The 12,092-nt window shown below is 31.9% G+C and carries 16 protein-coding genes; all 16 read right to left on the bottom strand.

The window, feature by feature from the left end:
* Positions 1-118 precede the first annotated feature (118 nt).
* A complete protein-coding gene (locus QZV03_RS07660) occupies positions 119-562 on the bottom strand; it encodes a hypothetical protein (protein ID WP_296875524.1) in 444 nt (147 codons plus the stop codon).
* Positions 563-566: 4 nt separating this feature from the next.
* Positions 567-1,901 (bottom strand): carboxypeptidase-like regulatory domain-containing protein, encoded by a 1,335-nt coding sequence (locus QZV03_RS07655; protein ID WP_296875523.1) that lies wholly within the window; start codon positions 1,899-1,901, stop codon positions 567-569.
* A 4-nt stretch (positions 1,902-1,905) separates the two neighbouring features.
* A complete protein-coding gene (locus tag QZV03_RS07650) occupies positions 1,906-2,427 on the bottom strand; it encodes a hypothetical protein (RefSeq protein ID WP_296875522.1) in 522 nt (173 codons plus the stop codon).
* A gap of 32 nt (positions 2,428-2,459) precedes the next feature.
* On the bottom strand, positions 2,460-2,891 hold the full coding sequence (locus QZV03_RS07645; RefSeq protein ID WP_296875521.1) for a hypothetical protein: 432 nt from the start codon (positions 2,889-2,891) through the stop codon (positions 2,460-2,462).
* A gap of 6 nt (positions 2,892-2,897) precedes the next feature.
* Complete coding sequence (locus QZV03_RS07640) at positions 2,898-3,263, bottom strand: hypothetical protein (RefSeq protein ID WP_296875520.1); 366 nt, start codon at positions 3,261-3,263, stop codon at positions 2,898-2,900.
* Positions 3,264-3,283: 20 nt separating this feature from the next.
* Positions 3,284-3,577 carry a carboxypeptidase-like regulatory domain-containing protein gene (locus tag QZV03_RS07635; RefSeq protein ID WP_296875519.1) on the bottom strand — a complete coding sequence of 98 codons (294 nt, stop codon included), beginning with the start codon at positions 3,575-3,577 and terminating at the stop codon, positions 3,284-3,286.
* Positions 3,559-4,563: a major capsid protein gene (locus QZV03_RS07630; protein WP_296875518.1), complete on the bottom strand. Its 1,005-nt coding sequence runs from the start codon at positions 4,561-4,563 to the stop codon at positions 3,559-3,561. Before QZV03_RS07630 ends, QZV03_RS07635 begins: the two co-directional genes overlap by 19 nt.
* 47 nt (positions 4,564-4,610) lie before the next feature.
* Positions 4,611-5,303, bottom strand: a complete 693-nt coding sequence (locus QZV03_RS07625; protein ID WP_296875517.1) for a hypothetical protein — start codon at positions 5,301-5,303, stop codon at positions 4,611-4,613.
* 2 nt (positions 5,304-5,305) lie between these two features.
* Positions 5,306-5,650 carry an XkdF-like putative serine protease domain-containing protein gene (locus QZV03_RS07620; protein WP_296875560.1) on the bottom strand — a complete coding sequence of 115 codons (345 nt, stop codon included), beginning with the start codon at positions 5,648-5,650 and terminating at the stop codon, positions 5,306-5,308.
* A 347-nt stretch (positions 5,651-5,997) separates the two neighbouring features.
* A complete protein-coding gene (locus QZV03_RS07615) occupies positions 5,998-6,249 on the bottom strand; it encodes a hypothetical protein (protein ID WP_296875515.1) in 252 nt (83 codons plus the stop codon).
* Positions 6,250-6,253: 4 nt separating this feature from the next.
* The gene (locus tag QZV03_RS07610) at positions 6,254-7,939 is read right to left on the bottom strand and encodes a hypothetical protein (protein ID WP_296875513.1); all 1,686 of its coding nucleotides are present in this window, start codon (positions 7,937-7,939) and stop codon (positions 6,254-6,256) included.
* A gap of 12 nt (positions 7,940-7,951) precedes the next feature.
* Positions 7,952-9,394, bottom strand: a complete 1,443-nt coding sequence (locus QZV03_RS07605; protein WP_296875511.1) for a phage portal protein — start codon at positions 9,392-9,394, stop codon at positions 7,952-7,954.
* Positions 9,395-9,400: 6 nt separating this feature from the next.
* Positions 9,401-10,687: a PBSX family phage terminase large subunit gene (locus QZV03_RS07600; RefSeq protein WP_296875509.1), complete on the bottom strand. Its 1,287-nt coding sequence runs from the start codon at positions 10,685-10,687 to the stop codon at positions 9,401-9,403.
* Complete coding sequence (locus tag QZV03_RS07595; RefSeq protein WP_296875507.1) at positions 10,674-11,195, bottom strand: hypothetical protein; 522 nt, start codon at positions 11,193-11,195, stop codon at positions 10,674-10,676. Before QZV03_RS07595 ends, QZV03_RS07600 begins: the two co-directional genes overlap by 14 nt.
* Before the next feature lie 15 nt (positions 11,196-11,210).
* Positions 11,211-11,555: a hypothetical protein gene (locus tag QZV03_RS07590; protein ID WP_296875505.1), complete on the bottom strand. Its 345-nt coding sequence runs from the start codon at positions 11,553-11,555 to the stop codon at positions 11,211-11,213.
* Entirely contained in the window at positions 11,545-11,736 is a 192-nt protein-coding gene (locus QZV03_RS07585) for a hypothetical protein (protein WP_296875503.1), read from the bottom strand. Before QZV03_RS07585 ends, QZV03_RS07590 begins: the two co-directional genes overlap by 11 nt.
* Between the last annotated feature and the right edge of the window lie 356 nt (positions 11,737-12,092).

The following is a 12,092-nucleotide window of genomic DNA, read 5'->3' as shown; positions in this document are numbered from 1 at the left end:
CTCCCGATATAGTTCATGTCTACCTTTACTGATGAAGTATGCTTGAAGTGGTGTTAAATCATTTTGCTTGTCTGCTAAATGATAGCCACAGTAATCAAGCCATATAATATTTTTTCCTTCATCCGTTTTCAGGAAAGTCTTCTACATCTTCAATATCCTCCTCATCTACGCCAGAAATCTCTTCAATTTTTTCATAAATTTCAGTGATTTCATTTTTGTGTAAACGTTTAATATCTTCAAGTTTCCATTTTTCAGGATTACCCTCATTATCAGTACTTAATCTAATTGCCTCATACATTGCTTTTTTAGTAGCTTTACTGGAAGCATTAATATTAAATTTAGCACGTGATTCCATTTCACCTTTAACTCTTCTTTTCTTTTTAGTGACTGTTTTTTCATTGATAGTGTAATCACCCAAATCTTTTTGTTTGATTTCATCTATCCTATCCCATTCCCCACTGGTTAAAGGCCTTAAACAAATTTCACCACCAAGAGACTCAATATAATGTTCTTGAAAGTCATCTTTTCCATTTAAAATTTCAGATATAGATAATAATGCCATAATTTTACACCTCTGTTAATGTTATTGTTAATTCTGTAGTTTCACTTGAAACATTGATTGTTTGGGAGTATTCTTCAAATCCATCGGCAGTGACTGTGATTGTTTGACTGCCTGTTGGAACATTGTTTAATGTGCATCCTCCTGCACTTCCAGTAGTTGATGTGATTTCATCAATGCTTACTGTTGCTCCAGATACTGGATTTTCCCCATCATTTACTGATACACTAATACTTACTGTTTCAGGATTTTCCTCACCTATGGGAGAATCATCAACACCTAATTCAGTTTGATTATTTTTTAATAATACATACATATCAGTTTGAACTTTTGTCTCACCATCTTCCAAGGTGATTTCATTAGAACCTAAAGTTTCCATACTGATAGTTGCATCAATACTATCTGCACCAGACATATCGTATTCAACAGCTAAAGTGCACATTGGGAATAATATTCTCATCATCAAATCAGGATATTCGCACATGCGAACAGTTATTCCAAATGGGATCTCTAAAATTGTACATCTTGAAGGTTCATATGCACCACTGTCACCTGGTTCAAATTCACCAACTTTACCATATTCCGCTTTGATAATTGATTCGATGGTATCTTCAGTTAAACCAATTGTTACACTTGGAGTGTTTTCTCTTTTTTGAGCTAAAGCTTGGCCTTGCGGAGCTCTTGAACCAAAGCCTACAGTTTTATCTGAAGCAAGATTGTTTTTACCTTCAAAGGATAAGTTAGTTCCAATACCTTCCATTGGTTTACCATCTAAATCTAAGAAGATATCATAGAACATTACAAATAAATCATTGATTAATTCTTCTGGTTTGGTGAATGTTTCACCGTTTCTGCCAATTATTCCAGCATGTTCTGTTTTATAAATCCAATCCACAGATACACTCATGGATTCATCTGATACTTCAAATTTTAATCCATCACAAAGCAATCCAAAGATATATTTTTTGAGTTGATCTGCTACATAAACTGCTCTAAATGATTGGAGTTTTTTATTTTCACTGCCCCAGAACTCATGAGTATGCACATCTCCAGAGCCATGAGTGTATTTATATTCATCTAAGTATGCTCGGAAATACCATGCAAACCTTTGCAAATCTGCATCGGCACTTGTGCTTCCAGTTGGTTTGATAATTCCTGCACGTGAACGTTTATTCATTCTACTTGAACCAGATTTAGTAACTGGTTTATCATTTAATTTGAAGTCAGCTGAATCTGCTTCACTCCACCAATCCAAGTCAGATTCGTTAAAATCTGTAGTGGATAATACCTCACCGTAATGTTGAGGGTCTTCTAATGCTAATCCAAATCCACGATCTACCATATTTCTATTCACCATCATTCATTTTTTTATTAAATTGACAACATATTTTCCAATCCACATTGTAAATAAAATTAATTCTTAATTTTGTTATAGGTACTTTTTCTCCAAGTTCTTCATCTTCAACAAATCCCACTGGAGTTAATTCCTCAAATACTGGTCTTAAACCTTGAATTTCATAATCGTTAATTAACCTAATATGATTTTTAGCAATACATGCTGCTATTCTAGCAGCAAGATTTTTACCTTTCAATTCAGATTGTTCTATGTCATCTTCATCATAAACTATACAATAAAATTCAAAAGGAGTTTGTAATTTCAAGTTACCGGTTAACCTTCCCTCACCATTTACAGGAGTGGTTTTCTGTTCAAATAACCAAATGCATGGTTCTTCAATTTTGTCATCAGAACGATAAGAAGGTATGAAAGTTTCAACATCAGACAATATTCCATCTTCAGTTAACTCATTCATAATACATTGTTTAACCATTAGAGTTACTGCTTCAGGACCTTCAATAATATTCAACATATCTTTTCCACCTTAAATAAATAGAGTCACTTTTATTCTAATGTTCCTTTTTTAGCAATTATCACTGCACTTTCAATAGACCGGATTACTTCCGTCATACTCCTTTCCACGAATTTTTTAGGTTTTTGACCTTTAACAGATTTAAGAAACCATTCCCTACCTCTCCAATGGAAGTGTAATACTTTTGCTCTTTTAGGCCGTATAGGTGCATGACGTGGACCATAAATTCCAGTACCATCATTTGGGAAGACCAAATAATGTGCATTATTAATTACTTCATGTTTATCAGTAGATTTAACAATCTTGTAATTACTAGCACCATGACCAGAGTGTCTTGGAGTATTCTTTTCCAATAAAGTTTTAGTATTTTTACTGAGTTGATCCAACAATTTATTCTTAAAAGCAACACCATTTTCACTTACATGAACATTAGATGCATCAACTTTAATATGAATAGTAACCATAATTGATCAGATTTTAAATACTTTTATTCGGGATGATTTCTTAAAAGGTTTTAAGTCTTGTTTTAAATCATCTGTAAAGACTTCACTTGAATAAATTTTAGTAGTGTAATCATTGACTTTTTTAATTGGATTTTCACCACGTGACAAATGAAAAGCTATAATGTTACTTGTTAAACGTGCACAAATATTCTTAATAGCTTCAGGAGTTTCCTCTTCCCATTTTTTATGACAATAGGAATTAATTAAACTTTCACTTTGTGAAATCCATTCAGTGATTAACTGTTCAAATTCCTCTTCTTTATCTTTGTAACCTAAATTTTTAGGTTTGATTCCAGATATTTTTGTTACATCTTTTACAGTACAATATGACAAGACTAAAATCCTCCTTTTTATTATGTTGCTGTTAAAGTAATTGCAAGTGTGCTAGTATTTTCATCTACAGTTAATGTTCCAGTGTATTCATTATAACCTGTTGCAGTTGCAACTACACTATATGTTCCTTCTGGAACATTACTTATTGTGCACCCTCCAGCACTACCTGTTTTACCAGTATATTGAGTTTCATTAGAGTCTTCTAATATTACATCAACATTTTCAATTGGATCTGTTCCATCAGTTACAGATACTGAAATGTTATGTGTTACTGGTTCAGGAGTAACTGAAGGGATTATGCTTCCTTTAACCATGCAAGGGCAGAAGCATCTTCCTGTTCAAAGTTGATATCATTGTACATTGTGGAAGCAATATCCCATGTATTGGAACGGAGGTTAAATGCTGATTGTACAAGAATATCATCTGGGTCTGCTAACCATTGGATATTTTCTTTATGTGTAAGAATAATTGGTTTTTTAGTGAAACCATTAGTCGGAACACTGAACTGAGGTACACTAATTAATGGAACATTTTCAAGCATTGGAACCCCATCTTGACTGATAGATGCATCAATATTATACCTGTAATGATTAGTTACAAGATCCCTACGTACTGCACTTACAAATTTGTATGGTGCAAAACAAGCCATTCCACCATCCACTTTGTACACATCTGGGAACAAGTCTAAAAATCTAAGGAATTCCTGAACTGGACTGGAATCTTCAGCAGTTAAATCAACTGTTTCATTTTTAATATCTGCATCAGTACCTATCTTTTTACAAATACCATCAATTACTTTATATCCAGATTTAACATTTTCATTGGAAGATTTATCTCCATAAATAAGGATTCTTTCTAATGCCAAACCGTTTGCTACTGCAAATCTATTAGTTAAAGTATTCATGAAACCTGCACCTTCAATACTGTCTTTCATTACAGTAGTATGTAAACCAGTTAATGCTCTTAATTCTTCAGCATTGAAGAATCTGCTTGAGAAATTCGGGTCTTGGGAATCAGATAAGGTTTGAGGCACACCTTCAATTCTTCCAGCTTCTAATTCTACTTTCAATTCCATTTTATCTAACTGTCTTTTATGATTAGTAGATAAAATTCTTTTAGTTCTATTCAAGAATACTGCTTGCTCATCCAAGTGTTGAAGATAAGTATCTGCTTTTTCTGCTTGTAAAACACCATCATTAAGTTTACCTTCACCTTGTCCAATATCTACAAACTTAATAACGAATTTTTTACCTAAATTAACACTTTTTTTAATTTCATTTTCAACCATTGTTAATGCCATGATTAATTCACCTTTTAAGCTTTAATTTAAAATAAATTCTCTTATTTTTACCAACTCATACCATTTGCATTTCTTCCAGACCTTTCATTCAAGGATTTATCGGAAGGAGTTCCACGATTAAGGTCTACATCGATGGATTGACTGTTTCCAGTTCCCCTTGGAAGATATTTTGCAACAGCACCGTCTTCAAGGTTTAATGTTCCATCTGGATTTAATGGTAATTCCACAGTTTGAGGAGTTGGATCTGTTCCATTTTGAGGATTGGTTTCCCCATTATTATTTTGCTCATTGTTTTTCTCATTTTGTTCAGAGTCATTATTTTGAGTTGGATCCTCTCCACCTTGACTTGGACCTTGATTCTGGTTTTGGTTTTGACCATTTTCTAATGCAGTTATTCTTTCATTCTGTTTTTGAATTTCAGCTAAAATTTCCGCATTAGTAACTTCACTTTCACCATTACTTTGTTGTGGTGCAGGTGCAGGATTTGCTTGAGGTTCAGGATTACTTTTACCAACTACCCTATTTAACAAACCTTCAAAAAAGCCTTCACTCATAGTTACATTGCCTTCTTGACTATTCTGATTATTTGACATAGATTTCACCTTATTTTCTTTAAATTTTTTCACAAATTCTTCATCATTCTCATACACTTCAAAATAAGCTAAAGGATGATATGGTACATCAACAATACTGATTGCTGAAGGAGTCCATTCACCAATATCTTTAAATTCAAGACTCATACTTATGTAATCCCCCTATCTAATTCATCCATATACCTAGTGGGAGCTGCAAGAATACTGAAACCATTTAATTTATGATCACGTATTCCTTGTTGAATATCCTCATCATGAACATCAATACTCACCATGACAGTTCCTTTAGGTAATGAACCAGTCATCCATGGAGTAGGAGCATCAAGCACATATAATTCAAGTATCTTACCCACATTCCTTAGAGTATGCTGAACATCAATAAGTACTCCATTACGGGCAATGATTATAGCTGCTTTACGGATAGTTTCTTCATCAAGTATGTCACCTGATTGGTCTGGAACTCCAGGTATGAGAATAGGACCTTTGATAATCATACGATTCAATACCTACGTTTCTTTTTATATTATCTCTATTTGAAAGATGAGAGAGTGTAGAAATAAAGAAGAAAAGAAAAAAACTTCAGGTTAAGTGATAATATTTTTTGGGAAATAGAAAAAAACCATATTTAAAAATAAAATATTTTTTTCCTTCCTCCTTCAAAAGACACTGTAACGAATTAGAAAAAGAGGTAAAATTTTAAAAAATAAGGTTAATATGAAAAATAGTTACTAATTATGAACAATACGATAAAAATTAGAATTAAATTTTAAACACTAAACACAAAAACCACGAGAATTTAAGGTTTACTAATGAACAAAATAAGAATAAAAAATAAGAAAAACTAAACATTGGTAAGTAAATCATCATTAATGATTGGATCTGCACCGTCCAAAATTACTTCTTTAATATTAGTAATCTCAGATTCCAATCTCTTTTTTAAATTTAAAACTTGTTCATAAACATCAGGATTCTTTTCTTCTAACATTTGCTGATACTTAAGTTTATCTTCCTTTGAAATATCTTCTAAATGATATAATTCTTTAAGATGTTTAAAATTAGATGCTTTAATCCCAATGTCAAACATTTCATCCATCAAATCACCTTTTTATATTAATATATGTAATTTCAATATTATAAACTTTTAGTCTAGCATTAAACTCATCCACATATTTATTGATATTTCGAGAAACAAACTTATAAAATAACTTATCATACTCTTCACTTCCTCTTTCAATATCCTTAATCTTTTTAGATTCAATCCTCTCAAAATCATCAAAAATCATGACTTCAAAAGTTGAATGAATCGCCAATACAATCTTTTTTTGAGATAATGATAACTCCGTATTATATTTGATTACTCCAAATCTTGTTTCAGCAGTGATAATTCCATACTTGACATCATGTTTTAAATTATTATTCATATCCCCATAAGATGGAATAACTGCCCCATCCATATGATTATGGATGGTCATATGAAGTTTCTTATTTTTAAATCTCTTTGGTATTTTAACATGCCCATTAATTCCTTTGATAAATCTTTTTAAAATTTTATGAGATTTATCGATGATAGTTAAATATTCAATTAATTTTCCTTTTGTTTTATTATTATGATGCAATATTTCATCAATGAATTTCGTGAATGATTTATCATTTAGAATATCCTCCCTAATTTGTTCTATTGTCCTTGGAGCCTCATTTTTATTTTTTGGAGCATGTTTATTCAATTTTGGATCATTTTTTGGATTTAAATTATTAAATCCAGAATTTGATTTTTGTGTTTTCTTTTTTGGATCATGTTTTTTGGAATGTACTTTTTGTTTTCGGAATTTTCCTGTTAATTTTTGTCCAATGTTTTTTATCTTGGAAGTTACTTTTTTAGTAGTATGTGATATAGTTGTCTTGATTGTTTCTATTGGTTTTAGTTTTACCTTTTCATTAAATGTGTTTTTGCTTGTATTATTTGATGTGTTCAAGTATGATGTTTGAGGTATATTGAAGACTGTTTTCTTTTCCCCTAAGCCTTCAGGTCTTCTGTTCGTATATCTTAACCAGCATCTGCAATTAGCAACATTTTCTGCTCCAGCATATAAATCTCCCGGATACATTGCTTGTGCATGATAACTACCATATATGTCAAAGTATTCATCAATTGGTACTGGTGCAATAAGTTTGGCTCGATGCCATGCTCGGACTTTACCTTTTCCTTGACCATTCATCCAAACTTTATATGAGTATCCTTCATTTAAAGCATTTATCCATCCTATGTTGGATTCATTGGTATGTACACTATCTTTAATTATATTTTTGATTCTTGCTTTAGCAGTGTTTCCGTATTTGTCTTTTAATGCTTTACGGGTTTCATGTTCACTTAATCCATCATGTAATCCGCTATGCATTTCAGATTCAATTTTCTGCTCTAATTTAATAGCTTCCCTGTTAATACGATTACTCAATATTTGACTGTATTTTTCAGCATTCAACTCTACTGCACGGTCAACATACCTGTCATCTTTGTGATGTATACGTTTACGTTCATTTTCCAAGGTAGTAGTCATTAACTCTTGGATAGTGGAATCAATGTTTCTTATCTTATCACTGTTACCATATACTGCATCATCAATAATGGCATTGATTATTTTGTCTTGCAAGGATTGAGCATTAGCAATAGCTTTATTTTGATTTTTATATTTATAGGTTAAGTGAATATTACTTTTAACTACATATAATTCATGTAATCTTTTTAATTGCTTTGCATATAATATTCTTTGTTGATTAGTGTACATTTTTATAGAGAGTTATTCTTCTAAAGGATATTCATCATCTAAATCATCATCAATAGGTTCATTAATACCCTTCATGTCCTCATCAAAATCATCAATTAACTTATTCAACTTGCCTTCAGAATCAATAGGATCATTACCATACAGCACAGTATCAAGACTTTGATTATTCATAAACCTTGCCTCATAATACTCATCATCAGATTCCATATTCAAACCAAAAGGCTCACCAAACCTATTAACAAATTCTCCTAAAGTCATAGCACCATTTTGAAGTAATTTAATACCTCTTTCAAGAATATTATCTTCCTCTTCAAAATTAACAGGATTATACTCAATAATAATGTAAGTTTTCTGGAATTCATATTTGATAATAGTCTTGTTGATGACATTAGCAATTCTTTTTTGTAAAGTTCCCACAGTAGATTTACTATAATTTTTTAATAACATTTCAGTACGATTACTCCCTACTCCAGAACCTTCACTATCCCCAAGTCTTTCACGAGGCACACGATGAATACGGCGTATCCTATCCCCTATGCTTTCAGCTAATTCAAGAAAACTACCTTCTTTTTTCTCCTCTCCAATTTTATGAACATTAACATTTAAATTATTATCTTCACTCGGAATTGTTAAAACCATTGCAGTCCCAGGTTCATTAGTAACATCCTTGAATTCTTTCTCAAGATCCTTTTCAAAATCATCCATACTATAATCTTCATTTTCTTCAATGTTCCCACTAATAGTAATGATATAGTTAGGCACACCCCGTGTTCTGAAATGTGATTGTTGATATTCCACAATAGCATTATCAGTGACAATAGCTGGAATCTCTGAAACATATTTAGGTTTACCATAAACTTTAGATTCTGAAGAATGAGTGTTAAACCATAAGATTTCATTAGCAATAGTATCGGGAGTTATACCTTCATTAAATGTTCCAGTCTTTTTATTTAAAACTTCCATATTAGTTGGGTCATATACTTTAAAGTAAGTTTTCACACTATTAATCTGATTAACAACACGTTTCTTATCCTTACACATTCGCAAATACAAACTACTGATATGATTGACACTTTTAATTTTGTTTCCTTCACGAAGTATTTCCAAACCAGCATAACCAAATGTTTCTACATCATCCGCAAATTTCTCAACTTCCTCATCAAAATTAAAATCATTTAAAAATTCTTCCAAATCAGGAGGAATATCTCCACCTTTATTGTTGATGATTTTTTTGCCGTTGAATATTGCATCTTCACATTTAGTGGTAATGCAAATATCATGTAAACCAGATACTTCACGTAGTATGTTTAATTTGAATGGATCATATGGCGGTTTGATTATTTCATCCCCATATTGCAATTCATCTTTACTTAATTCCTGTGAACGAATATCATATTCATTAAGCACACTTTTAATTACGGCTTGTTTTAAAAATTGATTAGTTACAACTTTCATATTCTTTTAACTCCTTGCTTTTCTTTTTCTTAATACTGCACCTCTTTTCTTCATAGGCCCTAGTATTCCTCCACGCCACATATCCGGACAATGATCATCAACTTTGAGTGGCCGATCCTCTCCCCGTTGTTGAGCTTTAGTATCCCAACAATAACTTTGAGCTTGAGTAATGCTATTCGTGCAACTTTGATTGATAAAAAAACGATTAGTAGCAAATAAGTTTTGGATAGTGGTTATATCTTCATAAGTATCTGGAGCATAGGTTCTGACTTTCAAGAGTACCCTTTTATCTTTTTTAGCAGCTGCTTTTAAACTTGCTGCATCATGAGGCAAATACAGAGTATTGTTTTTATTTAGATGATACTTATCTTGCAAAACGAGTATATCTTCTATTCTATCCTCATCTGATTGGGCTACTCCTTTTATCTCTCGGTCATAGTAAGTTTCATCCATTAAATAATATTTATTTCCAAATTCGAGGTCTTTTTTAATACCCATTACTCCAAATGTAGTGACAGTGCTGACTCCATAATCACAGCAGATGTTAATGTCATCCATTTTTACTTGATTATTGTATACATGAACATCAGTATCAAACATGTCATAGATAGCTCCTTCGGCAATAACCCATTGGCCAAGGATATTTCTTTTGTAAAATAATGGGTTTTTCTTGTTTACTCTGATTAATTCTTCAACATATTGTTTAGGTAAGTTAGGATTATCTTCTAATAAGAAATTCCATACTTTAACAGTACCTTTTTCTATTAATTCTTTATTGTTGATATAATCAGTGAAAATAAAATGATATGGGTTGGAAGGGTTCATGTTTAGGAACATTTTTGCTCCAGGTAAACTGCACCTACTTATAGCCATCTCAATAGTGGACTTAGGGTTACGGGTTAACTCATCACCATACCATCCACCCACGGTCATTCCTGCAACAACATCAGTAGCTCCCTCATCATTAAAACCCATCAAGTAGATTGTTTTATCTTCAACATATAGTATATTCTCATACCTGTCATGATGATACCATATGTCTTCAGTATTTAACATCTTAAAAAAATTAGTTAAAACATTACGTTTAAGTGTACTGATAGTTTTACTGCTCATTAAAAATTCATCATGAGGACTTTCACTTAAAAATTTTAACCATCTTGCACTGCAAGTAATTGTTTTACTTGAACGGACAGCCCCATGTGCAATATTAATCCAAGCATTACTATTATTGAAGAAATCTTTACTTTTGGGACTTGTCTCCCCCCACTCCCAATATTGTTTACTTGAACGCATCAGCCAACCTTCTTAAACCATTATGTTCAACAACAGACTTATTATTATCAGTAGTCATACCCATAATTAAACGCAACTCTTTCATGAGAATAGCTTTATTCTCACTATTACGCTTCAAAGCCCTAGCTTTTTTATCCTCATCCAAATCAGAAACATAAATAGAATCTCTTTCATCATCCAAATCATTAAGTTGATCAAGAATAGTTCTAACTTGACCCCCGAATGCATCATCAACTAAAACTTTATTCTGGTTACGAATACGTTCAACATTATTCACATCATAAGCTTCAGCTCTTTCTTTCCAGTGCCATCTCTTGGACCATTCATCAACAGTCCATTTTTTAGGGGGTTTTGAATTGGTCTCAGAGGGGTTTTTTTCAATCCATCTTAAAAATTTAGGTAATGTTCTAGGTTTGGGAGAGTTTAGGTACTGATTGAACACTTCAAATGCTCTGGCAGTTTCTTTGCCTTTTTCATCTGTTTGTGGTTCTTCCCAAATTTCTCCCATATACTCACCAATTTGTTATTTTTTGTCTAGTTTAGACATTGCTTCGAGTATTTTTCTTTCAGCTATTTTTTCTGCTTTTTCGTTGATTGTTTTGTCGATTATTTCAAGTTCTTCTTTTTTCTTTTTATCTTTCCATAAGTCTATTAGTATCACGATTACTACTCCCATTATTAATGATAATATTCCTACTGTTAATTCTGTGTGGTTGTATCCTTTCCATTTTAAATGGTTGGTTAATCCATCGAGTAGTAATCCTATTCCTAGGGTTATTAATGTGGTGCTGCTTATTGTTTTTGCAAATCCTGTCACCCACACTGTCCTCTGGTAAGGTATTTTTTTAGTTAAGGTTTTAGATGTCATCTTCAACACTCTCATCTTGGGTGTCGCTATGATTCAAGAGTGTTTTAATTGGGTCTTTTGCTAAGTATCCTATTAAACCACCGAAAATTGCTGATGCAATGTTTTCCATTCCAAGATATAAACTAAACATTCCACCGAGTAATAATCCTATAATTAAAATTGAAATGTTATCAAATTCCATTTGTTAATCACCTTTTTTTTAAGTTTTTTATATGGTGTAGGTAGTGGGATTTGAACCCACTATTTAATCTACTTTGGAGATTGTAGTTTTGGTTAGACAGTTTACCTACATTAGAGTGATGAATGGGGGATTTAAACCCCCTTTCGATTGTAACGAAGTCGCTTTTAGTATTCGACGTAGAGTTTTTTTATTTGAAAAAGGTGAAGAATCTTAAAATTTTTTTAGTAAATTATCCCTTTTTTAAAACGTGTTTACAATATTTTTTAGTGTTTAATTAGGAGGAATAAAAGTAAAAAGAGAATATTTTTAATTATGGCAGATTTATTATCTTTCACTTTTATTTAATGACCTTATTA

The organism is uncultured Methanobrevibacter sp., assembly GCF_902788255.1.
Taxonomy (GTDB): Archaea; Methanobacteriota; Methanobacteria; order Methanobacteriales; family Methanobacteriaceae; genus Methanocatella.
This window is presented reverse-complemented; position numbering and strand designations above follow the sequence as displayed.

Excerpts from the sequence above, each read along its gene's own strand:
- QZV03_RS07645 (WP_296875521.1), bottom strand. The coding sequence starts at position 2,891 with ATGGTTACTATTCATATTAAAGTTGATGCATCTAATGTTCATGTAAGT.
- QZV03_RS07610 (WP_296875513.1), bottom strand. The coding sequence starts at position 7,939 with ATGTACACTAATCAACAAAGAATATTATATGCAAAGCAATTAAAAAGA.
- QZV03_RS07620 (WP_296875560.1), bottom strand. The coding sequence starts at position 5,650 with ATGATTATCAAAGGTCCTATTCTCATACCTGGAGTTCCAGACCAATCA.
- QZV03_RS07630 (WP_296875518.1), bottom strand. The coding sequence starts at position 4,563 with ATGGCATTAACAATGGTTGAAAATGAAATTAAAAAAAGTGTTAATTTA.
- QZV03_RS07625 (WP_296875517.1), bottom strand. The coding sequence starts at position 5,303 with ATGAGTCTTGAATTTAAAGATATTGGTGAATGGACTCCTTCAGCAATC.
- QZV03_RS07585 (WP_296875503.1), bottom strand. The coding sequence starts at position 11,736 with ATGGAATTTGATAACATTTCAATTTTAATTATAGGATTATTACTCGGT.
- QZV03_RS07615 (WP_296875515.1), bottom strand. The coding sequence starts at position 6,249 with ATGGATGAAATGTTTGACATTGGGATTAAAGCATCTAATTTTAAACAT.
- QZV03_RS07595 (WP_296875507.1), bottom strand. The coding sequence starts at position 11,195 with ATGGGAGAAATTTGGGAAGAACCACAAACAGATGAAAAAGGCAAAGAA.
- QZV03_RS07650 (WP_296875522.1), bottom strand. The coding sequence starts at position 2,427 with ATGTTGAATATTATTGAAGGTCCTGAAGCAGTAACTCTAATGGTTAAA.
- QZV03_RS07590 (WP_296875505.1), bottom strand. The coding sequence starts at position 11,555 with ATGACATCTAAAACCTTAACTAAAAAAATACCTTACCAGAGGACAGTG.
- QZV03_RS07635 (WP_296875519.1), bottom strand. The coding sequence starts at position 3,577 with ATGGTTAAAGGAAGCATAATCCCTTCAGTTACTCCTGAACCAGTAACA.
- QZV03_RS07605 (WP_296875511.1), bottom strand. The coding sequence starts at position 9,394 with ATGAAAGTTGTAACTAATCAATTTTTAAAACAAGCCGTAATTAAAAGT.
- QZV03_RS07655 (WP_296875523.1), bottom strand. The coding sequence starts at position 1,901 with ATGGTAGATCGTGGATTTGGATTAGCATTAGAAGACCCTCAACATTAC.
- QZV03_RS07660 (WP_296875524.1), bottom strand. The coding sequence starts at position 562 with ATGGCATTATTATCTATATCTGAAATTTTAAATGGAAAAGATGACTTT.
- QZV03_RS07600 (WP_296875509.1), bottom strand. The coding sequence starts at position 10,687 with ATGCGTTCAAGTAAACAATATTGGGAGTGGGGGGAGACAAGTCCCAAA.